This window comes from Streptomyces sp. NPDC107559, assembly GCF_055657365.1.
On record NZ_JBVKBD010000006.1, the window covers coordinates 152,573 to 176,989 of the forward strand.

Annotated in this window: 17 protein-coding genes, 1 pseudogene and 2 riboswitches; of the genes and pseudogenes, 6 read left to right on the forward strand and 12 right to left on the reverse strand. The window is 71.4% G+C overall.

The window, feature by feature from the left end:
• The first annotated feature begins 184 nt into the window (after positions 1 to 184).
• On the forward strand, positions 185 to 730 hold the full coding sequence (locus ACZ7OY_RS19920; protein WP_471912558.1) for a hypothetical protein: 546 nt from the start codon (positions 185 to 187) through the stop codon (positions 728 to 730).
• Here the strand turns inward: ACZ7OY_RS19920 and ACZ7OY_RS19925 are convergent.
• The 7 genes from ACZ7OY_RS19925 to ACZ7OY_RS19955 form a co-directional block, all read right to left on the reverse strand.
• Positions 714 to 2,216 (reverse strand): acyl-CoA synthetase, encoded by a 1,503-nt coding sequence (locus ACZ7OY_RS19925; RefSeq protein WP_471912559.1) that lies wholly within the window; start codon positions 2,214 to 2,216, stop codon positions 714 to 716. The two genes, ACZ7OY_RS19920 and ACZ7OY_RS19925, sit on opposite strands and share 17 nt — an antisense overlap.
• Positions 2,217 to 2,305: 89 nt before the next feature.
• Complete coding sequence (locus tag ACZ7OY_RS19930; RefSeq protein ID WP_471912560.1) at positions 2,306 to 3,865, reverse strand: acyl-CoA synthetase; 1,560 nt, start codon at positions 3,863 to 3,865, stop codon at positions 2,306 to 2,308.
• Positions 3,862 to 4,974 carry an NAD(P)H-dependent flavin oxidoreductase gene (locus ACZ7OY_RS19935; protein ID WP_471912561.1) on the reverse strand — a complete coding sequence of 371 codons (1,113 nt, stop codon included), beginning with the start codon at positions 4,972 to 4,974 and terminating at the stop codon, positions 3,862 to 3,864. Before ACZ7OY_RS19935 ends, ACZ7OY_RS19930 begins: the two co-directional genes overlap by 4 nt.
• A gap of 54 nt (positions 4,975 to 5,028) precedes the next feature.
• Positions 5,029 to 5,610, reverse strand: a complete 582-nt coding sequence (locus ACZ7OY_RS19940) for a GNAT family N-acetyltransferase (protein WP_471912562.1) — start codon at positions 5,608 to 5,610, stop codon at positions 5,029 to 5,031.
• A gap of 42 nt (positions 5,611 to 5,652) precedes the next feature.
• Positions 5,653 to 7,281, reverse strand: coding sequence for a phytoene desaturase family protein (locus tag ACZ7OY_RS19945; protein ID WP_471912563.1), 1,629 nt, complete (start codon positions 7,279 to 7,281; stop codon positions 5,653 to 5,655).
• Positions 7,282 to 7,333: 52 nt separating this feature from the next.
• Positions 7,334 to 9,574, reverse strand: a complete 2,241-nt coding sequence (locus ACZ7OY_RS19950) for a serine/threonine-protein kinase (protein WP_471912564.1) — start codon at positions 9,572 to 9,574, stop codon at positions 7,334 to 7,336.
• Positions 9,575 to 9,630: 56 nt separating this feature from the next.
• Positions 9,631 to 10,509 (reverse strand): oxygenase MpaB family protein, encoded by an 879-nt coding sequence (locus ACZ7OY_RS19955; protein ID WP_471912565.1) that lies wholly within the window; start codon positions 10,507 to 10,509, stop codon positions 9,631 to 9,633.
• Positions 10,510 to 11,272: 763 nt separating this feature from the next.
• Between ACZ7OY_RS19955 and ACZ7OY_RS19960 the strand changes: the two genes are divergently transcribed.
• On the forward strand, positions 11,273 to 11,824 hold the full coding sequence (locus ACZ7OY_RS19960; protein ID WP_471912566.1) for a TetR/AcrR family transcriptional regulator: 552 nt from the start codon (positions 11,273 to 11,275) through the stop codon (positions 11,822 to 11,824).
• A gap of 281 nt (positions 11,825 to 12,105) precedes the next feature.
• Here the strand turns inward: ACZ7OY_RS19960 and ACZ7OY_RS19965 are convergent, their stop codons facing one another.
• Positions 12,106 to 13,521 carry a short-chain fatty acyl-CoA regulator family protein gene (locus tag ACZ7OY_RS19965; protein WP_471912567.1) on the reverse strand — a complete coding sequence of 472 codons (1,416 nt, stop codon included), beginning with the start codon at positions 13,519 to 13,521 and terminating at the stop codon, positions 12,106 to 12,108.
• A gap of 380 nt (positions 13,522 to 13,901) precedes the next feature.
• Here ACZ7OY_RS19965 and aceA point away from each other — a divergent pair, with 380 nt between their 5' ends.
• The 4 genes from aceA (at position 13,902) to metE (ending at position 20,639) form a co-directional block, all read left to right on the forward strand.
• A complete protein-coding gene (gene aceA / locus ACZ7OY_RS19970) occupies positions 13,902 to 15,185 on the forward strand; it encodes an isocitrate lyase (RefSeq protein WP_471912568.1) in 1,284 nt (427 codons plus the stop codon).
• Positions 15,186 to 15,286: 101 nt separating this feature from the next.
• On the forward strand, positions 15,287 to 16,879 hold the full coding sequence (gene aceB / locus ACZ7OY_RS19975; protein WP_471912569.1) for a malate synthase A: 1,593 nt from the start codon (positions 15,287 to 15,289) through the stop codon (positions 16,877 to 16,879).
• Positions 16,876 to 17,745, forward strand: a complete 870-nt coding sequence (locus tag ACZ7OY_RS19980) for a 3-hydroxybutyryl-CoA dehydrogenase (RefSeq protein ID WP_471912570.1) — start codon at positions 16,876 to 16,878, stop codon at positions 17,743 to 17,745. The genes aceB and ACZ7OY_RS19980 overlap by 4 nt, the downstream gene beginning before the upstream one ends.
• Positions 17,746 to 17,931: 186 nt before the next feature.
• Positions 17,932 to 18,153, forward strand: a riboswitch (cobalamin riboswitch).
• 167 nt (positions 18,154 to 18,320) lie between these two features.
• The gene (gene metE / locus ACZ7OY_RS19985) at positions 18,321 to 20,639 is read left to right on the forward strand and encodes a 5-methyltetrahydropteroyltriglutamate--homocysteine S-methyltransferase (protein WP_471912571.1); all 2,319 of its coding nucleotides are present in this window, start codon (positions 18,321 to 18,323) and stop codon (positions 20,637 to 20,639) included.
• Between the two features lie 67 nt (positions 20,640 to 20,706).
• Here the strand turns inward: metE and ACZ7OY_RS19990 are convergent, their stop codons facing one another.
• From ACZ7OY_RS19990 to nicT, 4 genes and pseudogenes are all read right to left on the reverse strand, one after another.
• Positions 20,707 to 21,105 (reverse strand): (2Fe-2S) ferredoxin domain-containing protein, encoded by a 399-nt coding sequence (locus ACZ7OY_RS19990; protein ID WP_471912572.1) that lies wholly within the window; start codon positions 21,103 to 21,105, stop codon positions 20,707 to 20,709.
• Positions 21,106 to 21,140: 35 nt separating this feature from the next.
• Positions 21,141 to 21,337, reverse strand: a riboswitch (cobalamin riboswitch).
• A 221-nt stretch (positions 21,338 to 21,558) separates the two neighbouring features.
• Positions 21,559 to 21,654, reverse strand: a pseudogene (locus ACZ7OY_RS19995) (superoxide dismutase); the annotation flags it as partial.
• Positions 21,655 to 21,772: 118 nt separating this feature from the next.
• Positions 21,773 to 23,008, reverse strand: coding sequence for an MFS transporter (locus ACZ7OY_RS20000; RefSeq protein ID WP_471912573.1), 1,236 nt, complete (start codon positions 23,006 to 23,008; stop codon positions 21,773 to 21,775).
• Positions 23,009 to 23,340: 332 nt separating this feature from the next.
• Positions 23,341 to 24,417 carry a Nickel transporter NicT gene (gene nicT, locus ACZ7OY_RS20005; protein WP_471912574.1) on the reverse strand — a complete coding sequence of 359 codons (1,077 nt, stop codon included), beginning with the start codon at positions 24,415 to 24,417 and terminating at the stop codon, positions 23,341 to 23,343.

The window sequence follows — 24,417 nt, forward strand, 5'->3', positions numbered from 1 at the left end:
AAGGATTTACCGAGGCCGTGGCAGGCTCTCCTCCGTCCTCGACCGGGGACCGGGCCCACCACGGCAGCATCACCACCCGCGTCGCCGCCGAAGCCCGATCCTCCTGCGGGCAGTTCGTGCGGCCTACGAGCGCAACCGATGAGACGATCCGCGCAGGACCTCGAAGGAAGCGACGACGAACCCGATGACTGCCGGACGCCCACTCACCTACGTACTCAGCGAGTTCGCGCGGCCTTTCCGACGCCGCGGTGACCGCAAGCCACGCCCGCTCGACCTCTTCCTCGCCGAGGGCACCGCCCCCGGAACAGCGCGGGCAGTGGTGGAAGAGGTGATCCGGGAGGTGGCACCCGACGCGGCTTCGACGGACATCGACCTCATTTCCGACCTTCCCTGGCCTTCGGACGCCCGGGCCGCCCTCACCGCCGTCACCGGTGCGACGGGGGCTCGGGAAGGGGAGACCGCCGTCTTCCTGGACCTGGCGGACGAGCGGCAGCGCGCATGGTTCATCACCCTCGTGCCGCACACCATCTCCGCGGAGATCTGGGGGCCGAGGGGATCAGGAGTCTCCTTCTCCGCGAGTGACACCGGATCGGTGATCGGCTGGCAGTTGCCCGCCGGCCGGTGGGAGCGGGTCCGCGCGCGGCTGCGGGAGCGGGGCGTGGACCCGGACACCGCGGCTCGTGAGCGCGCTCCCCGGCCGGCCGCCCCGCGGCTCATGGACGGTCGCTGAACCGGTCCCGCAGCTCGCGCTTGAGGATCTTTCCGCTGGCGTTGCGCGGCAGGGTCTCGACGAACAGCACGCGCTTGGGTGCCTTGAAGGGGGTGAGCTGCTCGCGGGCGTGGGCGATGAGTTCGGCCTCGGTGGCCTCGCCGCGCGGCACCACGATCGCGGTGACCGCCTCGATCCAGCGTTCGTCGGGCAGGCCGACGACGGCGACCTCGGCGACGGCGTCATGGGTGTAGAGGGCGTCCTCGACCTGGCGTGAGGCGACCAGGACGCCACCGGAGTTGATGACGTCCTTGACCCGGTCGACGACCGTGAAGAAGCCGTGGGCGTCGCGCACCGCGAGGTCGCCGGAGTGGAACCAGCCGTCGCGGAAGGCCTCGGCGGTCTCCTCGGGCTTGTCCCAGTAGCCCTCGCACAGCTGCGGGGAGCGGTAGACGATCTCACCGGGCGTGCCGTCGGGCACGTCCCTGCCGTCCTCGTCGACGACCCGGGCGTCCACGAAGAGGACCGTACGGCCGCAGGAGTCCATCCGGCCCTTGTGCTCGTCCGGGGCGAGGACGGTGGCCAGCGGGCCGATCTCGCTCTGGCCGAAGCAGTTGTAGAAGCCCAGCTTCGGCAGCCGCTCGCGCAGCCGCTCCAGGACCGGGACGGGCATGATCGACGCCCCGTAGTAGGCCTTGCGCAGTCCGCCGAGGTCGCGGGTGGCGAAGTCGGGGCGGCCCGCCAGTCCGATCCACACCGTCGGCGGCGCGAACAGGCTGTCCACGCGGCCGGCTTCGATCAGGTCGAACAGCGCGTCGCCGTCGGGTGCGTCGAGGATGACGTTCGTCGCGCCGACCGCCAGGTAGGGCAGCAGGAACACGTGCATCTGCGCCGAGTGGTAGAGCGGCAGGGAGTGCACCGGGCGGTCGCCCGCGCTCAGGTCGAGAGCGGTGATCGCGCTCAAGTACTCGTGGACCAGCGCCCGGTGGGTCATCATGGCGCCCTTGGGCAGCGCCGTCGTCCCCGAGGTGTAGAGCAGTTGCACGAGGTCCTCGCCGCGGGGCTCGGGGCCGTCGTACGGCACCGCCGTGGCCAGCCGGGCCAGCAGGGAGTCGTCGGTGTCGCGCAGCGCCAGCGTGCGCACGTCCGCGGGCAGGCGGTCGGCCAGGTCGGGATCTGTGAGGACCAGCGCGCTGCCCGACTGGCCGACGATGTACGCGAGATCGCCGCCGGTCAGGTTCTGGTTGACCGGTACGTGCACCAGGCCCGCGCGGGCGCAGGCCAGGAAGGCGATCAGGTAGGCGTCGGAGTTGTGGCCGTAGGCGCCGACCCGGTCGCCCGGGGCGAGGCCCTGGTCGAGCAGCACGCTCGCCGCGCGGGAGACGGCCGTGTCGAGTTCCTCGTAGGTCCAGGTGCGGTCGCGGTAGTCCACCGCGACGCGCGCCGGGGTGCGACGGGCGCTGCGCCGCACCACCCCGTCAACCGTGCTCCCGTGTCCAGGCGTCATGGGACCTGATCCTCGGTCCCGCGGAAGTGCGAGGTCAAGCGCCCGGCCCCGGCGGGGTCCCGGCCACGCGTCCCGGGACCCCGCCGGGGTCACATCTTCTTCGCGTGGCCCTCCCAGTACGGGTCGCGCAGCCGCCGCTTGTAGAGCTTGCCGTTGGGGTCGCGCGGCATCTCGGCGACGAAGTCGACGCTCTTCGGGCACTTGTAGCCGGCGAGCCGCCCGGCGCAGTGGTCGAGGAGCGCGGCCGCGAGGTCCGGGCCGGCCTCGTGGCCCGGGGCCGGTTCGACGACGGCCTTGACCTGCTCGCCCCAGTCGTCGTGCGGGATGCCGAAGGCGGCTGCGTCGGCGACGGCGGGGTGCGCGAGGAGGGCGGACTCGATCTCGGCCGGGTAGATGTTGACCCCGCCCGAGATGATCATGTCGATCTTGCGGTCGCGGAGGAACAGATAGCCGTCCTCGTCGAGGTAGCCGAGGTCGCCGACGGTGAAGAAGTCACCGATGCGGTTCTTGCGCGTCTTGGCCTGGTCCTTGTGGTAGGCGAAGCCTCCGGTGTTCATCTTCAGGTAGACGGTGCCGAGTTCGCCGGGCGGCAGCCGGTTGCCGTCGTCGTCGAAGACCGCGAGTTCGCTGATCGGCCAGGCCTTGCCGACCGTCCCGGGCTTCTTCAGCCAGTCCTCGGCGGTGGCGAAGGCGCCGCCGCCCTCGCTGGCCGCGTAGTACTCCTCCACCGCGTGCCCCCACCAGTCGATCATCGCGCGCTTGACGTGGTCGGGGCAGGGCGCGGCGCCGTGGATGGCGTGCCGCATGGCGGAGACGTCGTACGACCTCCTGACCTGCTCGGGCAGGGCGAGCAGCCGGTGGAACTGGGTCGGCACCATGTGGGTGTGGGTGCACCGGTGGGTGTCGATGAGGCGGAGCATCTCCTCGGGCGTCCACTTGTCCATCAGCACCAGCCGGTGGCCGATGTGCAGCGAGGCGCCCGCGAACTGCAGGACGGCCGTGTGGTACAGCGGCGAGCAGACGAGGTGGACGTTGTCGGCGTACGGCCGGATGCCGAAGATGCCGAGGAATCCGCCGAGGTAGGACTCCTCGGGGAGCTTGCCGGGCAGCGGGCGCCGGATCCCGCGGGGGCGTCCCGTGGTGCCCGAGGTGTAGTTCATGACCCAGCCGAGGGTGCGGTCCGCGGGCGCCGACTCCGGCTGTCCGTCGAGGAGTTCGGCGTACGGGCGGAAGCCCTCGACCGTGCCGACGGCGTACCGGCCCTCGGCCGGCAGCCCGGCCTCGTCGGCGGCCTGCCTGACGGGCCCTGCGAACCGTTCATGGGTGATGAGGACCTTGGCGCCGGAGTCGGCGACGATCCAGGCGATCTCGGGTGCGACGAAGTGGTGGTTGACCGGGACGAGGTAGAACCCGGCCTGGGAGGCGGCCAGGTAGGCGGCGAAGAACTCGGCGGAATTGGGCAGGACGACCGCGAAGGAGTCGCCGCGTTCGAGCCCGGCCGCACGCAGACCGTGCACGAGCCGGTTGGCGGCGGCGTGCAGGCGCCCGGCGGTCCACTGTTCGCCGTCGGGGGCGACGAGGACGGTACGGTCGGGGTCCGCGGTGGCCTGGGCCCAGAATCCGGTGGGGGGTGCGCTGGGTGTGCTCACGACCGGCCGCTCCTTCCGGCGATGCGGCTGACCCGGTCCACGGCCCGTTCGAAGCCGCGGGTGAGGTCGTCGAAGACGTCCTGGACTGCGCGTTCGCTGTTCATGCGGCCGACGATCTGGCCGACGGGTGTGCCGAGCAGCGGGTCGATCTCGTACTTCTGGATACGGGAGACGGCCTCGGCGACGAGCAGCCCCTGCAGGGGCATGGGGAGGGTGCCGGGCCCGTCCGGGGCGTCCCAGGCGTCGGTCCATTCGGTACGCAGCTGGCGGGCCGGCTTCCCGGTCAGGGCGCGGGAGCGGACGGTGTCGCCGGAGCCCGCGGCCAGCAGTTTGCGGGCCAGGGCGGGCGAGGTGAGGTCGGCCTCGGTCGTGGTGAGCCACAGGGATCCCAGCCACACCCCCTGGGCGCCGAGCGCGAACGCGGCGGCGGCCTGCTCGCCGCTGCCGATGCCGCCGGCGGCCAGCACGGGCAGCGGGGCGACGGCCTCGACGACCTCGGGGGTGAGCACCATGGTGGCGATCTCCCCGGTGTGGCCGCCGGCCTCGTACCCCTGCGCGACGACGATGTCGATGCCGGCCTCCTGGTGCTTGCGGGCGTGCCGGGCGCTGCCGGCGAGCGCGGCGACGAGCACGTCCCGGTCGTGGGCGCGGGCCACGACGTCCGCGGGCGGTGAGCCGAGGGCGTTGGCGAGCAGCCGGATCGGGTAGCCGAAGGCGACGTCGAGCTGGGTGCGGGCGACCTGTTCCATCCAGCCGGTGATCCGCCAGCCGGACGGCTCGCCCGGGGCCAGCTCGGGCACGCCGTACTTGGCGAGGGTGTCCGCGACGAACCGGCGGTGCCCCTCGGGGATCATCGCCTCGACGTCGGCCTCGGTCACGCCCTCGACCTTCTTGGCGGGCATGACGACGTCCAGGCCGTAGGGCCGCCCGCCGATGTGCGCCTCGATCCAGTCGAGATCGCGCTTGAGGTCGTCCGGGGCGGTGTACCGGACCGCGCCGAGCACCCCGAAGCCGCCGGCCCTGCTGATGGCCGCGGCGACGGCGGGGAACGGCGTGAAGCCGAAGACGGCGTGCTCGACTCCCAGTTTCCTGCTCAGCTCCGTCTGCATGGGCGCAGGATGCCGCAGCCGTCCTGCCGACGGAAGACCTTTTCTGATGCTCCGTCAGATTTCCTGTGGGGCCCCGCGGACGGCGGTGTGCAGATGGCCGTCGCGGGGGTGGGCGGGCGGGGCCGCGGGCAACAGGGCGGTGAAGACGAACCCGGCCTTCTGCGCGACGCGGCAGGACGCGGTGTTGTCCTCCTGGTGGACGAGTTCCAGCCGGGTCGGTCCGTCGGCGGCGAAGGCGGTGAAGGCCCAGTCGACCAGCGCGCCCAGGGCCCGGGGCGCCACGCCCCGGCCGCGGGCGTGCGCCGCGGTCCAGTACCCGACCTCGGCCGTGGGCGCCGCGGCGACGGGTCTCTTGAGGACGACGTGACCCGCCGGCCGCCCGCCCGCGCCGCCCTGCGGGGCCTCCAGGACGGCGAAGGCGAAGCGCTCCCCCGCCTCCCAGCCCCGTCGCTGCGTCCGTACCCAGGCCGTCGCGCTCTCCTCGTCGTGCACCGCCCCACTGGTCCAGCGGCGCAGCACCGCGTCCCGGTACGTCTCGACCAGGGCGGGCGCGTCGGCCGGGGTCCAGGGGCGCAGCAGGAGGGCGGGGGCGGTCGCGGTGCCGGCCGCTTCGAGTCGTACGGCTGCCATGTCCATCCGTCGACATTAGGGCCTGTCCGGCGAGGTGTCAGGAGCCGCTCAGTCGGCTCCCTCCTCCAGCACGGCCATCGCCGCGTTGTGCCCGGGTACCCCACTCACTCCGCCGCCGCGCACCGCGCCGGCCCCGCAGAGCAGCACGTTGGCGTGCCGGGTCGCCACGCCCCAGCGGCCGGTGCCCTCGTCGGCGTACGGCCAGGACAGGTCGCGGTGGAAGATGTTGCCCCCGGGCAGCCGCAGGTCGCGCTCCAGGTCCAGCGGGGTCTTCGCCTCCAGGCACGGGCGTCCGTCGGCGTCGACGGCGAGACAGTCGGCGAGCGGCTCGTCGAGGTGCGCGTCGAGCTGGGCCAGGGTCGACCTCAGCAGCTCCGCGCGTACGGCGTCGTTGTCCTGTTCGAACAGGTGGGCCGGGGTGTGCAGGCCGAACAGGGTGAGGGTCTGGTAGCCCTGCCGGACCAGGTCCGGGCCGAGGATCGTCGGGTCGGTGAGGGAGTGGCAGTAGATCTCGGAGGGCGGGGCGGTGGGCAGTTCGCCCGCGGCGGCCTGGGCGTGCGCGGTGGCCAGTTGCTCGTAGCCCTCGGCGATGTGGAAGGTGCCGGCGAACGCCTCGCGGGGGTCGACGGACCTGTCCCGCAGCCTCGGCAGCCGCTTGAGCAGCATGTTCACCTTCAGCTGCGCGCCCTCGGCGGGGTCCGGCGGGGTGTCGCCGGTCAGCTCCGCGAGAGCCTGCGGGGAGGCGTTGACCAGGACGTAGCGGGCCTCGGCGACCCCCTCGCCGTCCGCCGTGCGGTAGGTGACCTCGGCCGTCCGCCCGTCCGTGGTGATCCGCAGCGCCTCGTGCCCGGTCGCGAGGACGGCACCGGCCTGGCGGGCGGCCGCGGCCAGCGCGTCGGTCAGGGCGCCCATGCCGCCGACGGGTACGTCCCAGGCTCCGGTGCCGCCGCCGATCACGTGGTAGAGGAAGCAGCGGTTCTGCTTCAGCGAGGGGTCGTGGGCGTCGGCGAAGGTGCCGATGAGCGCGTCGGTCAGGACGATGCCGCGGACCAGGTCGTCGGCGAAGTGCTTCTCGACGGCGACCCCGATGGGCTCCTCGAACAGCATCCGCCAGGCGTCCTCGTCGTCGACCCGGCGGCGCAGTTCCTCGCGGGTGGGCAGCGGGCCGGTCAGGGTCGGGAAGACCCGCTCGGCGACGCGGCCCGTCATGGCGTAGAAGCGCTGCCAGGCCTCGTACTCGCGCGGGCCGCCGGTCAGCCGGGCGAAGGCCTCGCGGTTGCGCCGTTCGCCGCCGCCGACGAGCAGCCCGGTGTGCCGTCCGTCGCGTTCGACGGGGGTGTACGAGGAGATGGTCCGCCCGCGCACCCGGAAGTCCAGGCCCAGATCCCGCACGATCTTCTTCGGCAACAGGCTGACCAGGTAGGAGTAGCGCGAGAGCCGAGCGTCGACGCCGGTGAACGGGCGGGTGGAGACGGCCGCGCCGCCGGTGCGCTCCAGTCGCTCCAGCACCAGTACGGACCGGCCGGCCCGGGCCAGATAGGCCGCGGCGACCAGGCCGTTGTGTCCTCCGCCGACGATCACCGCGTCGTAACCGCGTCGTCCGCCGTGTTGTCCGCCGTGCTGTCCGTTGTGTCGTCCGCCGTGTCGTCCGCTGTGTTGTCCCTCGAGAGCAGCCATGATCCCAGGTAACACGAGGTGATCCGGGTCGGCCAGAGGGCGGACGCCGGGGTCAGCGGCCCTGCGCCGCCTGTTGCTGACGCAGCACCGCGACCCTCCTGTACAACTCGACCGCCTCCGCGGAGCGTCCGAGCTGCTCCAGGCAGTGGGCCTCGTCGTTGCGGCTGGCGAGGGTGTCGGCGTGGTCCGCGCCGAGGACGCGCTCGCGGGCCGACGCCACCTGCCGGTACTCGGCCAGCGCGTCCGGCCAGCGGCCGAGCCAGCCCAGACCCACGGCGACCTCGCGCCGGCTGACCAGGGTGTCGGGGTGGTCCGGGCCCAGCGCGCGCTCACGGATCGCGCACACGTCCCGGGCCTCGGCGAGGGCCTCCTCCCAGCGGCCGAGGCGGCCCAGGTTGACGCCCAGGCCGTGGCGGGCGCGCAGGGTCTCGACATGCGCGGGGCCGTGCACCCGGGTGCGGTCCGCGGCGAGGTCGCGGTAGAGGACGAGCGCCTCCGCGCTGCGGCCCAGCCGGCCGAGGCTGATGCCGATCTCGTGCCGGGCGGCAAGGGTGTCGGCGTGGTCGGGGCCGAGGGTCCGGGCGCGGGCCTCGGCGATCTCGCGGTACAGCTGGAGCGCCTCCGGCCAGCGGCCGAGCTGGCCGAGCGCGTAGGCGACCTCGTAACGGGTCACCAGGGTGTCCGGGTGGTCGGGGCCGAGCACCCGGGCGCGGGCGGCGGCGACCTCGTGGGCCATGCGGTACGAGTCCTGCGGACGGCCGAGCCGGCTGAGGTTGAAGGCGAGGTTGTGACGGCAGCGCAGGGTGTCGGGGTGGTCCGGGCCCATGGTCTGCTCGCGGGCGGCGAGCACCGCGCGGTAGACCTGGTGCGCGTCGAAGTGACGGCCCAGCTGTCCGAGGACGTAGGCCATCTCCTGGCGCACGGCGAGCGAGTCGGGATGGTCGGCGCCCAGCGCCCGGGTGCGGGCCGCGGCGACCTGCTTGTACACGCGCAGCGCGTCGCCGGCGCGGCCGGTGCGGCTGAGGGTGAAGGCGAGCTCGTAGCGGCTGGCGAGGGTGTCGGGGTGGTCGGGGCCGAGGAGGCGTTCGCGTTCGTCGGCGACCGCGCGGTGCACCTCGCCGGCCTCGCTCCAGCGGCCGAGGCGGCCCAGCCCGAGCCCCGTGCTGTGCCGCCCGGCGAGGGCGGTGAGGGTCTCGCGGCCCGCGGCGGGCACCGCGTCGGGCCGGGGCGGCAGCGCGGGCCGGCCGGTGACCGGGCGCGCGATCCACTCGCCGGTGAGCGCGGCCCCGGCGTCGGGGAGTGCCGGACGCAGCCCGGCCGCGGTCGCCTTGTGGCCGGTGGTCATGCCCCGGGTCCAGGACGGCAGGCGCGGTTCGCGGGCGGCCGGCTCGGGGATGCGCAGCTGCGGACGGGGACTCACCACGGTCGGCACGTACACCGCCGGGGTGCGGCCCGCGACGATCCGGCGGCCCACTTCGAGGGCGTCACCGGGGCGTTGTCCGGGTTCCTTGGCGAGCAGGTCGAGGATGATCCGCTCCAGGTACCCGGGCAGTTCGGCGCGGTGCTCGCGCGGCGGGCGGGGCGGGGTGTCGCGGTGGCCGATGAGGACCGCCCAGGCGTCGTCGAGGTCGAACGGCGGCGCCCCGGTGGCGATCTCGTACAGCACGCAGCCGAACGAGTACAGGTCGCTGCGCTGGTCGACCTCGCTGCCGGCGATCTGCTCGGGCGACATGTAGTGCGGGGTGCCCATGGCGATGCCGGTGCCGGTCAGCCGGGACGTGAAGCCGATGTCGTGGCCCAGCCGCGCGATGCCGAAGTCGCATATCTTCACGGTGCCGTCGGTCAGCCGGACGATGTTGGCGGGCTTCAGGTCGCGGTGCACGATGCCCTGGCGGTGGGTGTAGGCGAGCGCGGCCGCGACCTGGTCGGCGATCTCGACGACGTCCGCGACGGGCAGCGGCCGGTGCCCGTCGTCCTCCAGCAGCCGGCCCAGGTCGCGGCCGTCCAGGAGCTCCATGACGAGGAAGAGGACACCGTCCCACTCACCGAAGTCGTGGACGACGGTCACCCCGCGGTGCTGGAGGCCCGCGGCCACCCGGGCCTCGCGCCGGAACCGCTCGCGCAGCACCCGGGTGAAACTCGCGTCGTGCGCCGGACCGCGCGGCTTGAGCCACTTCACGGCGACGTGCCGGTCGAGCGACTCGTCCCGCGCACGCCACACCTCGCCCATGCCGCCGCGCCCGATCATGTCGAGCAATCGGTACCGGCCCTGGATCAGCCTGGTCTCCGCCATCGCGTACGGTCGCCCCCGTTCGCCCCGCCCTCCCCTGGCTCGTCCAGTATGGCGGCCTATCGTCCGACTTTGTACGGTGCCGGGCGGGCACCGGGACCTAGGCGGGCCATGGCCCGCAGGACGTGTTTGGGCGGGAGTTGCCAGCGCAGACGTGCGGGAACACAGCGCAGGAGGGTGCCGGTGGCACGCAACCGGCGGGTGACGGTGGCGGGTAGCGGGGCCGGTCTGCCGTACAGCGCGTGGGCGTACGGCGGCAGGGAGGCGTACGCCAGCTCCGCCACGCGCCGCCACAGCACCTCGCGCGCCGGGACGAGGAGGGGGTGCGTCGGCGGGCGCAGCAGGAAGTCGTCCACGGTGTGCGCCTCGGGTCCGGCGGCCAGTTCGGGACGCACCCGCGCGAAGTAGGCGGCCAGTTCGGCCCGGTCGCCGGGTACGGCGTCGGGTTCCAGGCCCACCAGGCGGGCGCCGACGCGATGTTCGCCGATGTAGCGGTCGGCCTGGGCGTCGGTGAGCGGGAAGCCGGAGCGGCGCAGGACGTGCAGATAGGAGTCGATCTCGGCGCAGTGGATCCACAGCAGCAGCGCGGGCTCGTCGACCCCGTACCGTTCACCGGTCTCCGGGTCCGTCGCCGTCAGCCTGGCGTGGATCTTCCGGACCCGGGCGCCGGCCTTCTCGGCGGCCTCGGTGGTGCCGTACGTCGTGGTGCCGACGAAGTCGGCGGTACGCATCAGCCGGCCCCAGGCGTCCTGCCGGCCACTCTCTTCACGATCAAACACAGAGGAGTTCTGCATGACCCCGCGCACCGCGCGCGGATGCAGCGCCTGGAGGTAGAGGGCGCGGACGCCGGCCACCCACATCATGGGGTCGCCGTGCATCTGCCAGGTCACGGACGCGGGGCCGAAGAGCCCGGGGTCGGGTGTGCTTCGGGACGCCATGCCCGCAGTGTGACCCCCGGGACCGCCGGACACCAGCCCGTCACCCGGCCCGACCCCGTCCCTCCCCCGTGTGACCGGGCTTGCCAAGGGTTGACCCGTAACTGCTGGTCACAGGTGAGACGATCTCGGCGCTCCTTCACCGTAGGTGCCGCGTAGGGGCGCCGCGGAACACTTTCAGGCTGTCCGCGGCCTCACCACGCACCGGTCCGGAGGCGGTCTTTACGGCCGGCGCGTCCTGCTCGGCGGCGGTGGCCGCGTCGGAGACGGGGGCGAGCGGGGGCAGGGGCGCCAGGCCGACGAGCGGATCGCGACGATCCTGGACGCCACCAACCGCTGCGTCGCGCCCTTCGGATATGTACTGGTTCCTTCACAATGGTTCTCCTGTGTGCGTGACAGGGCAGAAAATCCCTGTGCAATCCGGGGCCGCACGAGCTGCGGATTGGTCGCATCCGAAACGGCGGGCAGGCGGCCTCAGTGCTGCACTTCGAGTCCGGGGCGGTGACGGCGCATCGCGTCCAGGACCGCCTCGGGCGGCACCGGCAGGGTGCTCGTGGGCAGGCCGGCCGGTCTCATCCGACGCACCGCGACGAGGATCGGACCATGCACGGCAGCACCGGGATCCGCCAGATAGAACCCGCCGATGCGGCCCCGATCGCCGCGCACCGGGCACGGGACTTCGAGGCCATCCGGCCCTGGGAACCGGCTCAGCCGGCCGCCTTCTTCACCCCGGAGGGCCGCAAACCCGTCCGCACGTCAGGTCGAGTTGCTGGAAGCCGCCTACGAGTACACGCTCACCCACGGCCTTACCGATCTGTCCCTGCGCCCGCTGGCCGAAGCCATCGGCTCCAGCACCCGGGTCCTCATGTTCCTGTTCGGCAACAAGGACGGTCTCGTGCGGGCACTGCTGCAACGGGCCCGCGCCGACGAGCTGGCACTTCTGACCCGCCTCCGCCGCGCCGAACGTCCCATCGGACTGCTCCCGGCAGCCGAGCAGGTATGGACGTGGCTCGCCGCCGAAGAGCACCGCCCACTCCTGCGCCTGTGGACCGAGGTCTACGCCCGTTCCCTCGTCGAGCCCGACGGCCCCTGGGCCGGGTTCGCCGCGTCCACCGTGGACGACTGGCTCGACGTCCTGGCCACCTGCCAGCCGCAGTCGGAACGAGAAGGCGAAGACGGCGCCGTCCGCCGCACTCTGACACTCGCGGTCCTGCGTGGAGCACTGCTAGACCTTCTCGCCACCGAGGACGAACGAAGAGTGACTGCTGCAGTCCGCCGGCAGCTGACTCTGCTGGGCGAAGGGCGCGGCGACACGTGACCGCGATCTGAATGGCCCCGACTGACCGCTGTGACCAGGCTCGATCATTGGCACTGGACAACGTCTGCGACCTGCACTGATGCCATGCAGCTCTGGCAACCGGGAACACGAAATCAGCAAGATGGTTGGCACTTTGGTACACCGCAGGTCGCGAGGCGTGTCACCACAGCTGAACCTCGAGGTCACGTCCGCAACGGTGAGTCAGCGGCAAGCCGTCCGCGCGAGACCGCTGGATCTTCGCTGACTGGTTCGCCTCGCACCGATCACTCCGAAAGCCGTGGTCACCCGGCGGCGGCGCCGTCGTCCTCGACCGGATAGGGCACGAACGTGCTGCTGTTCTGGTCGATGAGCAACGCACGCCCCAGCGGTGGTGTGGCCCGCTGGGAGCAGTCGAGGCGTTCGCAGACCCGGCAGCCCATGCCGATGGGGGTGGCGGCGGAGGCGTTGGCGAGGTCGAGGCCGTCGGAGTAGACGAGCCGGTGGGCGTGCCGGATCTCGCAGCCGAGGCCGATGGCGTAGGTCCTGCCCGGTTCCCCCCAGCCGCCTCGGTGACGGGTGACGGCTCGCGCGGTCCACAGGTAGCGCTGCCCGTCGGGCATTTCGGCGATCTGGACGTGGATGCGTCCGGGGGTGGCGAACGCCTCGTAGACGTTCCACAGCGGGCAGGTTCCGCCGGCCCGGGAGAAGTGGAACCCGGTGGCGGACTGGCGTTTGGACAGATTGCCGGCCCGGTCGACGCGCACGAAGGAGAAGGGCACGCCGCGCAGTCGCGGCCGCTGAAGGGTGCTCAGCCGATGACAGACCGTCTCGTAGCCGAGACCGAAGTGGTCGGTGAGGCGCTCGATGTCGTAGCGCGCTTCCTCGGCGGCCGTGTGAAAGGCGGAGTACGGCAGGATCAGCGCGGCGGCGAAGTAGTTGGCGATTCCGATACGAGCGAGCGCCTGGGCCGGTGACTCGTGGGAGAAGTCCTCGGCGGCCAACCGGTCGAGATCCTCCCCGTGTTCCAGAAGGGCAAGCTGCGTCGCCATCCGGAACGCACGCTGCCCAGGCCGCAGGCGGGAGGAGAGGTGCAGGGTGCGACTCCTCTCGTCGTAGCGGTGCAGCCGTGTGCCGGGCTCGGCCGCCAGACGCACACCGTGAGCCTCAGCAAGTCTCGCGGTGAGGGCGCCGATCACCTCGCCCGGCCGGACACCGATCTCGACTGCCAGTCGCTCGGCCGCGAGGTCGATGTCGTGGAGGTAGTTCTGGCGGCGGTAGAAGAAGTCGCGGATCTCCTCGTGCGGCGAGGAGACGGCTGTCGCGCCCTGGCCCCGGCCGTCCGCCGCACCGGCCAGGCGCTCGGACAGTTGCTGGTTGCGCCGGCCGAGGTCGAGGAGCACCTTGGCGACGCCGGGCAGTCGGGCGGCCAGGTCACCGAGGTCCGCGGCGGAGACCCTGGACTCGGCGATCTCTCCGGCGAGCGCCTCACGCAGGTCGGCCACCAAGCGCGTCACGTCCCGCTCCGAGAAGAACCCCGGGTCGACGCCGAACGTCTCCGTCAGCCGCAGCAGAACGGGCACCGTCAGCGGCCGTGAGTCGTGCTCCATCTGGTTCAGGTAGCTCGGGGAGATGCCCAGCACGCGGGCGAGATCCGCCTGGGTCATCCGACGTTCCTCGCGCAGCCGCCGGAGCCGTGCTCCCGCGTACGTCTTGCTCATCGAGCTGTTCCTCCGTACCCGCGTCCGACTCCGGTCAGCGTACTGGAGCGACGCGCCGTCGACCCTTCGCAAGATTGGCAAAAGCGGTCGCCAAGATTCGCAAAGATTGGCACTCATCCCAGGTTGATGGCACTCAGTGCCAGTGCCAGAGTCGTTGTGCGGCCCGCCGGAACCGGCAGGCGCAGCCCGGAACCGGGGCGCGATTTCAGCCCTGACGTCGGAGATCCCGGCAACGGCAGCGATCTGCACCGGCAACATCGCTCAGCTCCACCTCCCCAGGTGACGGCGGGCCGCAATTCAGCAAGGACACACAGTGCCACACCGGTCCATCCGGATAGCGGCATTGGCAACCCGTACAGAACGAGGAGACGGTGACAGTCATGGCAGAGGCGACGACGCAGGCGGCGGAGGAACTCGCACGGCGCTGGGCCACCGACCCCCGGTGGAAGGGCATCGAGCGCACCTACAGCGCCGAGGATGTGGTACGGCTGTCCGGCAGCGTCCGCGAGGAGCACACCCTGGCCCGGCGCGGCGCCGAGCGGCTCTGGCGCCAACTGCACGAGCGCGACTACATCCACGCCCTCGGCGCGCTCACCGGCGGCCAGGCCGTCCAGCAGGTCCGGGCGGGCCTTCAGGCTATCTACCTGTCCGGCTGGCAGGTCGCCGCCGACGCCAACCAGGCGGGCCACACCTACCCCGACCAGAGCCTGTACCCGGTCAACTCGGTGCCCCAGGTGGTGCGCCGGATCAACAACGCGCTGCTGCGCGCCGACCAGATCGCCACCGCCGAGAACGCCGGTGACACCACCGACTGGCTCGCGCCGATCGTGGCCGACGCGGAGGCCGGCTTCGGCGGCCCGCTCAACGCCTTCGAACTGACCAAGGCGATGATCGCGGCCGGCGCGGCGGGCATCCACTACGAGGACCAGCTCGCCTCGGAGAAGAAGTGCGGGCACCTGGGCGGCAAGGTCCTGGTGCCGACCTCGCAGCACATCCGCACCCTGAACGCGGCCCGGCTCGCCGCCGACATCGCCGACGTGCCGACCGTGATCGTCGCCCGGACCGACGCGCTCGCCGCCAACCTGCTGACCAGCGACGTCGACGAGCGCGACGCCCAATTCGTGACCGGCGAGCGCACGGCGGAGGGCTTCTACCGCGTGCAGAACGGCATGGCCCCCGTGATCGCCCGTGGTCTGGCCTACGCGCCGTACGCCGACCTCATCTGGGTCGAGACCGGCACCCCGGACCTGGAGCAGGCCCGCGAGTTCGCCGAGGCGATCCACGCGCGGTACCCGGACCAGATGCTCGCCTACAACTGCTCGCCGTCCTTCAACTGGAAGGCCGCCCTGGACGACGACCAGATCGCCAAGTTCCAGCGGGAGCTGGGCGCGATGGGCTACCGCTTCCAGTTCATCACCCTGGCCGGCTTCCACTCGCTCAACCACGGCATGTTCGACCTGGCCCGCGGCTACGCCGAACACGGCATGACCGCCTACGTCGACCTCCAGGAGAAGGAGTTCGCGGCGCAGGCCCAGGGCTTCACGGCCGTCAGGCACCAGCGCGAGGTCGGCACCGGCTACTTCGACCTCGTCTCCACCGCCGTCAACCCCGCCTCCTCCACGACCGCCCTGTCGGGCTCCACGGAGGAAGAGCAGTTCCACTAGGCGGCCGGGCCGCACGCTCTGCCGGCGGCCGAGCCCTTGGCCCGGCGGAGGGCGGACGACCGTCCGCGTCCCCCTCCGCTCCCACCCCTCAGGAGAGCCCGATGTCCACCACCACACTCACGCAGCAGATCCGTGTCGTGGCCGCGCCCGGCCCCCGGCACGACGAGATCCTCACTCCCGCCGCCCTGGACTTCGTCCGCCGTCTGGCCGAGACGTTCGAGCCGCGGCGCCAGACCCTGTTGAAGGAACGCCGACGGCAGGCACTGCGGCTGGCGTCGGGCTCTCCGCTGGACTTCCCCATGGTCACCGCCCCCGTGCGCGACGACCCCTCCTGGCGGGTGGCGCCGCCCGCGCCCGGTCTGACCGACCGCCGCGTGGAGATCACCGGACCGCCGGACCGCCGTATGACCGTCAACGCCCTCAACTCCGGCGCCAAGGTGTGGATGGCGGACTTCGAGGACGCCACCGCGCCCTTGTGGGACAACGTCGTCGACGGACAGCTCAACCTGCTCGACGCCGTCGAGCGGCGGATCGACTTCACCACACCGGAAGGCAAGGAATACCGGCTCGGCGAGCAGCTCGCCACCATCATGGTCCGCCCGCGCGGCTGGCACCTGGACGAGGAGCACCTGGAACTCGACGGCCGGCCCGTGCCCGCCGCCCTCGTCGACTTCGGCCTCTACTTCTTCCACTGCGCCCAGCGGCAGATCGACGCCGGGCACGGCCCGTACTTCTACCTTCCCAAGCTGGAGAACCGCTACGAGGCCCGCCTGTGGAACGACGTCTTCGTCCTCGCCCAGGAGCTTCTCGGCATCCCGCGCGGAACCGTCCGCGCCACCGTCCTCATCGAGACGATCACCGCCGCCTTCGAGATGGAGGAGATCCTCCACGAGCTGCGCGAGCACAGTTCCGGCCTCAACGCGGGCCGCTGGGACTACCTGTTCAGCGTCATCAAGACCTTCGGCCACCGCACGGACTTCCTGCTGCCCGACCGCGCCAAGGTCACGATGACCGCCCCGTTCATGCGGGCCTACACCGAGCTGCTCGTGCGCACCTGCCACAAGCGCGGGGCGCACGCCATCGGCGGCATGGCCGCGCAGGTGCCGGGCAGGGACGCGGCCGCGAACGAGGCTGCCCTCGCCAAGGTCCGCCTGGACAAGGAGCGCGAGGCCGAGGACGGCTTCGACGGCTCCTGGGTGGCGCATCCCGCGCTCGTCCCCGTCTGCCGCGAAGTCTTCGACAGCGTCCTCGCCGACCGGCCCCACCAGCTCGACCGCACCCGTGACGATGCCGACGTGGCTCCCGCGGACCTGCTGTCGGTGCGACGGATCAGTGGGCCGCCCTCCGCCGACGGGGTGCGCACCAATGTCTCGGTCGCCCTGCGGTACTACGCCGCCTGGCTGCGCGGGCAGGGCGCGGTCGCGCTCGACGGGCTGATGGAGGACGCGGCCACCGCGGAGATCGCCCGCGTGCAGATCTGGCAGTGGCTCCGGCACCGGGTCATCGACCGCCGGACGGTGGAACAACTCGTCGACGACGAGATCGCCGCCCTCGGTGCCGCGTATCCGTGGGCGCCCGTCGACGAGATCCGCGCCCTCTTCGAACGGACCGCGATGACGAGCGAGTTGCCGATGTTCTTCACGCCGGACGCCTACAGCCGCCACCTCGTGCGCCGGACCGAGGTCCAGGCATGAGCGCGGGCATCACACGCGTCGGCGTCGTCGGCGGCGGGCAGATGGGCACCGGCATCGCCGAGGTGTGCGCGCGGGCCGGGCTGGACACCGTGGTCTGCGAAGTGGACGCGGTCGCCGCCCGCACGGCACGGGACCGGGTGGGCGCGTCCCTCGACCGGGCGGTCCGGCGCGGCAAGCTGGACCGGGTGGCGGCACAGGACGCCCTCGCCCGGATGGTGTTCACCGGCAGTCTGGACGACCTGGCCGACCGGCAACTCGTCATCGAGGCCGTAGTCGAGAACCCCGATGCCAAGACCGAGGTCTTCGCCGCCCTCGACAAGATCGTCGAGGACCCGGCGGCGGTCCTGGCCACCAACACCTCCTCCCTCCCGATCATGCGGCTCGGCATGGCGACCGCCCGCGCGGACCGGGTCGTGGGCCTGCACTTCTTCAACCCCGTCCCCGTCCTCCCGCTGGTCGAGGTGGTCACCTCGCTGCACACCTCGGCCGACACGACCACCGCGGTCGAGGAATTCGCCGCCGGCACGCTCGGCAAGACGGTCATCCGCTCCCAGGACCGCGCCGGGTTCGTCGTGAACTCGCTGCTGATCCCCTACGTGCTCGCCGCCGTCCGTATGGCGGAGTCCGGGTTCGCCACCGTCACCGACATCGACACCGGCATGGAACTGGGCTGCGCCCACCCCATGGGCCCGCTCAGGCTGGCCGACCTCATCGGCCTGGACACCGTCGCCTCCATCGCGGAGTCGCTGTACGACGAGTTCCGCGAGCCGCTCTACGCCCCGCCTCCGCTGCTCCAGCGGATGGTGGAGGCCGGACTGCTCGGCCGCAAGGCAGGCCGCGGGTTCCACACGTACGACCAGGGCTGAGGTCCTGGCACTACGCGGCATCGGGCCCGCACCGTCACCGGCGTGGGGGTCCCGGTAGCGGCCGACAGGGGATGGGCGGGAAGCGCGTGCGCACGCGCTTCCCGCCCATTCGGCTCTCCGTTCCCGGGTGCTCTGTGTCACCTTCCGAATGCTGGACGGCGCCGTACCGCACTGGGCGAAACCCCGTAGGCTGGCCGGGCAGCTGGTTCGCCCCGTCAGCCAGGCGGGGTGTCGCAAGAGGGAACCCGGTGGGAATCCGGGACTGCCCCGCAGCGGTGAGCGGGAACGACCGCCGTCATACGCACTGGGTCCGAGGTACCGGGCCTGGGAAGCGACGGCCACTAGGTGTCCTCCGTCAAGGAGGGCGTGTCCGCGAGTCCGAAGACCTGCCAACTGCCCGTGTGCGGACCACTCCGCGCGCGGACACCCCGGTGACCTCGAGGGCGGTCGGCGTACATCCAGACGGGACGACCGTGCGTGTGTCGCGCGGAGTCGTCGCCGTCCGGTTCGTCACCCCTTCGCGCTCTCGTCCCGTTCCCGGGATCTCAGGGATTCATCTCGCGAAGGAGATCTCCGTGACCAGCAAGTCCGCAGCCGCGGCAGCACGGGCCACCGTGTACGGCTACCCCCGCCAGGGCCGGAACCGGGAACTCAAGAAGGCCGTCGAGGGGTATTGGAGGGGCCGTGTCACCGCGGGCGCCCTCCGGGACACCGCCGCCGAACTGCGCCGGAGCAACTGGCAGTCGCTCGCCGACGCCGGCGTCCACGAGGTGCCGACCGGTGATTTCTCGTACTACGACCACGTCTTGGACACGACCGTCATGGTGGGCGCGATCCCCGAGCGGCATCGCGACGCGGTGGCGGCCGACGCGCTCGACGGGTATTTCGCCATGGCCCGCGGCACCCAGGACGTCGCGCCGCTGGAGATGACCAAGTGGTTCGACACCAACTACCACTACCTGGTCCCCGAACTCGGCCCCGACACCGTCTTCGCGGCCGACTCCACCAAGCAGGTCACCGAGCTGAAGGAAGTCCTGGCACTGGGTCTCACGGCCCGGCCCGTCCTGGTCGGCCCGGTCACCTACCTCCTGCTCGCCAAGCCCGCCCCGGGCGTGGCCGCGGACTTCGAGCCGCTGACGCTGCTGGACCGTCTCCTGCCCGTGTACGCCGAAGTACTCGCCGACCTGCGCGCGGCCGGCGCCGAGTGGGTGCAGCTCGACGAGCCCGCCCTGGTCCAGGACCGCACCCCGGCCGAACTGAACGCCGCCGAGCGTGCCTTCCGCGACCTCGGTGCCCTCGGCGACCGGCCCAAGCTGCTCGTCGCCTCCTACTTCGACCACCTCGGCGACGCCCTGCCGGTGCTCGCCAAGGCACCGGTCGAGGGACTCGCCCTCGACTTCACCGAGGCGGCGTCCGCCAACCTGGACGCCCTGGCCGCCGTCGGCGGACTGCCCGGCAAGCGCCTGGTCGCCGGTGTCGTCAACGGCCGCAACATCTGGATCAACGACCTCCAGAAGTCCCTGTCCACCCTCGGCACCCTCCTCGGGCTCGCCGACCGGGTCGACGTGTCCGCCTCCTGCTCCCTGCTCCATGTCCCGCTGGACGCGTCCGCGGAGCGGGACATCGACCCGCAGATCCAGCGCTGGCTGGCCTTCGCCCAGCAGAAGACCGCCGAGATCGTCGCCCTCGCCAAGGGCCTCGCCCAGGGCACCGACACCATCACCGGCGAACTCGCCGCCAACCGCGCCCACCTCGCCTCCCGCGCCACCTCACCCATCACCCGCGACCCCGCCGTGCGGGCCCGCACCGCGGCCGTGACGGACGAAGACGCCCGCCGCTCCCAGCCGTACGCCGAACGGGCCGCCGCCCAGCGCGCCCACCTCGGCCTGCCGCTGCTGCCCACGACGACCATCGGCTCCTTCCCGCAGACCGGCGAACTGCGCACCGCACGCGCCGACCTGCGCACCGGACGGATCGACACCCACGGTTACGAGGAACGCATCAAGACAGAGATCCGAGAGGTCATCTCCTTCCAGGAGAAGACCGGCATCGACGTCCTCGTGCACGGCGAGCCCGAGCGCAACGACATGGTGCAGTACTTCGCCGAGCAGCTCACCGGCTACCTCGCCACCCAGCACGGCTGGGTCCAGTCCTACGGCACCCGCTATGTCCGCCCGCCGATCCTGGCCGGCGACATCTCACGCCCCGAACCGATGACAGTACGTTGGACGACCTATGCCCAGTCCCTGACCTCGCGCCCCGTCAAGGGCATGCTCACCGGACCGGTCACCATGCTCGCCTGGTCCTTCGTCCGCGACGACCAGCCTCTCGGCAACACCGCACGACAGGTCGCCCTCGCCCTGCGCGACGAGGTGAACGATCTGGAGGCCGCCGGCACCTCGGTCATCCAGGTCGACGAACCCGCCCTGCGTGAGACCCTGCCGCTGCGGGCCGCCGACCACAGCGCGTACCTGACGTGGGCAACCGAGGCGTTCCGGCTCAGCACGAGCGGGGTGCGGCCGGACACGCAGATCCATACGCACATGTGCTACGCCGAGTTCGGCGACGTCGTCCAGGCCATCGACGACCTCGACGCCGACGTCATCAGCCTGGAGGCCGCCCGCTCCCACATGCAGGTCGCCCGCGAACTCGCCGCCCACGGCTACCCGCGCGAGGCCGGACCCGGTGTCTACGACATCCACTCCCCACGCGTCCCGAGCGCCCAGGAGGCCGCCGAACTGCTGCGAACCGGCCTGAAGGCGATCCCCGCCGAGCGACTGTGGGTCAACCCCGACTGCGGTCTGAAGACCCGTGGCTGGCCCGAGACCCGCGCCTCGCTGGAGAACCTGGTCGCGGCGGCCCGCACCGTCCGGGGTGAGCTGCCCTCGTCCTGATCCACATCCTGGCGGGCCGGGACGCTTGGGGCGTCCCGGCCCGCCGCGATGGCCTGAGGGGGCGGGCTCAGGAATCCACCGTGCGTCGCGGTGGGGTGAAGGTGTACAGGTCGAGGATGTCGGGCAGCGGAGCCACTCCCGGACCGCCGTCGCGCACCCAGGTCACGATGTCCTCGGTGGCGTCCGGGTCGTTGACGAGTCCGAGCCACACCGGTCGCGCACCGGCGGCCCGCCCCGCCGCGGACGGCTGTACGACGATGACGTTGGCCTGGTCGCACACGTCGAGGCACTCGGAGATGCGCACCGGCACCTCCGCCCGCAGTCGCGCGGTCTGCGCGGCGTGGTCCACTCCGGTCACCTTGGGACTGCCGCAGCAGCAGTCCCGGCACACGACGACCCGGCAGGGCACGGATCCGGCTACTTCCACGGACTCGCCCGGTGTCTCTTCCGACGGTGTCTTGGGCACGGCGTGCCACTCCCCTCCCGGGGAGATCCGCCCCGGTATCGCTCGAGGAGGCGACCGCGTGAGTCTCCTGGCTCCCGGTTCGCCGCTCGTTCCGCCTTCCCACCCCGGTCGGGGCGGTGGCCTGCCGGAACTCGCTCACCGGTCACAGTGGCGGGACCGCGCCGGATTCACACCGACTTCCTCGTACCGCCGTCGCCTTATGTCGCTGGTCATCATCTCATCCGACGACATAGGTCTTCCCTCGGGCAGCTACGAAGAGCAGCCTCCACGAACGGCTGCCTACACCGGCCGCTCACTGCCGGATGCCCTGAGGCCTCTTCGGCAGAGGGGCTCCCGCAAGCCATGTCCTTGTGGGAGCCCTCCGTTGCGCCGCCTGCCGGTGAAGGTTGAGAAGACGATCACGAGCAGGACGCCTGTGCGAGCGTGGACGCGGTTACGGCTTCACAGCGTCCACGCCTTGGCCAGCTGCGCCTTGAATCCCGCGAAAGAACCGGACGATTCGGCGATCGCGTCCGCGAGGTCACCCACACCGTCCGCCGCGAGGGGCCGATCAGGCACTGGTCCAGGGCCCTCGGACGTACAGCAGCGCGGGCCGGTCCGCCGATGAGCTCAAGGCGATCCGATCCGCCCGCACCGGGACGGAATTGGAAACGTTCCTTCAGGCCGATCAGGCACTTGACACCCTTTCCTTAGACTCGGGTTGCGCCTGCCGAGCGTGTTGGTGGCGTTGTGCCCAGCGGACGGCCGATGGCGCCGCCAGGCCGGTGAGGGCGAACATGACTCCCGCGACGTACCATCCGGGGCGGCCCCAGGTGATACAGAGCGTGATGAGCAGTCCAGGCCCGAGGGCCTCGGCAAGACCGGCGCCGAGGCCGAACACACCGAGATATTGGCCGGTGGCGTGCTGCGGTGCGAGAGCGAAGGAGACCTCGAAGCCCGCAGCGGAGTGCCACAGTTCACCGACCGTGTGGATCACCACCGCGATGATGAGCAGGACTGTGGCCGCCCACGCCGGTGTTCCCGCGGACAGCGAGATCAGTGAGCAGGCGACGAGGAAAGCAACGCCTGCCCTGCGGTAGGCGTTCGCACCGGTTGCGGGCGAATCGACGTTACGGCTGGCTCGTACCTGGAAGACGACGACCATGACAGTGCCGGTGAGCATGGTGGCCGAGATGAGCCAGTGCGGGGCAGTGGTGGCACCGACGATCCAGAGCGGGATGGCCACGGTGAGCACCTTGAACTGGATCGCCATGACACCGTCGAGGGCCGTCAATAGCAGGTAGGGGCGGTCCTGGAGGGCGATCCAGCGGGGACCGCCGATGATGGGAACCGACGCGACCGGGGGCAGGAGGACCAGAATCACCGCGGAGACCACGAAGGCGATCGCGTTGCCGATGACCATGAGCTGATAGGCGGTGAGCGTGCCCACCTGAACGACCCAGCCTGCGAACACGGCACCGAGGGAGATGCCGACGTTGGTCACCGCACGGAGGTAGGCCCTGAACTCCTGTGGCCGGTCCCCGCCGTAGTGTCTGATGAGCGGGGAGCGGGCGGCTGTTCCGGCCGCCTTCGCCGCAGCGGCCGCGCCGACCACGAGGACGAACGGCCAGAAGCTGTCCGCCAGGACGAAGCCGGCCGTGGCCAGCGCCTGAACGACCAGGGTGGCCGCGTAGATGCCGCGCGCTCCGTACCGGTCCGCCAGATGACCGACCGCGACCCCCAGTGCCAGCGCGGCCAGACCGGCGATGCCGAGCCCGAGCCCCACTTGACCTGCCGGAAGATGAACCGCATCGGTGAAATAGAGGACCCCTGCGGTGAGATAGAGGCCGCTGCCGACGGTGTAGACGAAGTTCGAGGCCGCGAGGACGCGTTGCGGCCTCGCGTCCGGTATCAGGCGGGGCATGGCAAGGCTCCACGTCCTCGACGGAAGTAAGGGCCCGACAAGCTTGTTGCACATTACTGGCAAGAGCAAGCCACTCGCACTACCCCTTGGGCTCGCAGAGCTGATGACCGGAGTCACAGGGGCGACTGCGCCCTCGGCCGACCGGCACCGGCCGCTGGCCCGGACCGTCGTACGAGGCCAGCGGTCGGATGAGCGCGCAGCGCAGACGCAGACTGTTCAGCGTGGGGACGGCGAGGAGATCGTCTGGACTCCACGGCGCTACCCGGAGGCGTGACGGCATGAGAACGCGGCGCCTCCCCGGCGAGCGGGGCGGCGCCGCGTCGGGCGGACTGCTACTCGACGCGCTGTTCGGCGGGCTGCGTCAGCCCCGCCGTCCACTTCTCCTCGATGCGCCCGAACTTCCAGACCAGCAGGGCGACGGCCCAGGTGGCGAAGAAGAGGCCGACGATGACGTAGCCGATGATGTTGAGGTCGAGGCCGGAGACCCAGTCCCAGAACACGCCGTGCAGATCGGCCTTCTCGGCGACCAGGCCAAGGAGTTCGACGGTGCCGATGATGAGGGCGACGGCGACGGACAGACCCGTGATGGTGAGGTTGTAGTAGACCTTGCGGACCGGCTTGGAGAAGGCCCAGCCATAGGCGAAGTTCATGAACGAGCCGTCGATCGTGTCCAGGAGGGACATCCCGGCCGCAAACAGGACGGGCAGACAGAGGATCGCGTACCAGGGCAGCCCGGAGGCAGCGCCCGACCCCGCGAGGACCAGCAGGGCGATCTCGGTGGCCGTGTCGAAGCCGAGACCGAAGAGCAGGCCCAGCGGGTACATCTGCCAGGGCTTGGCGATCGACTTCATCAGCCGGCCGAGGAGACGGTTCATGAAACCGCGGCTGTTGAGCTGCTCCTCGAGCGCGGCCTCGTCGAAGCGTCCGGAGCGCATCTCACGGAAGACCTTCCAGATCCCCACCATGATCAGCAAGTTGATGGTGGCAATGACGTAGAGGAAGACGCCGGAGACGGTCGTGCCGATCCATCCGGTGATGCTGTGCAGCTCGGAGTTGTCGTTCTCCACCGGTCCCGCGAGCGCCTTGACGCCGAGGGAGAGCAGGAAGGCGAGCGCGAAGACGATGCTGGAGTGACCGAGGGAGAACCAGAACCCCACGGACAGCGGCCGCTGCCCCTCGTTCATCAGCTTTCGCGTGGTGTTGTCGATGGCGGCGATGTGGTCGGCGTCGAACGCGTGCCGCATGCCCAGGGTGTACGCAGTGATCCCGATACCGATGCCGAAGGTCTTGGTGCCCAGGCTGTAGTGCTCCGGGGCGACGATCGCGACCAGCGTGAACCAGCCGATGACATGCAACGCCACGATGAAGGCGGCCATCCCGCCGACACTGGCCCACTCCTTGCGGGTCAT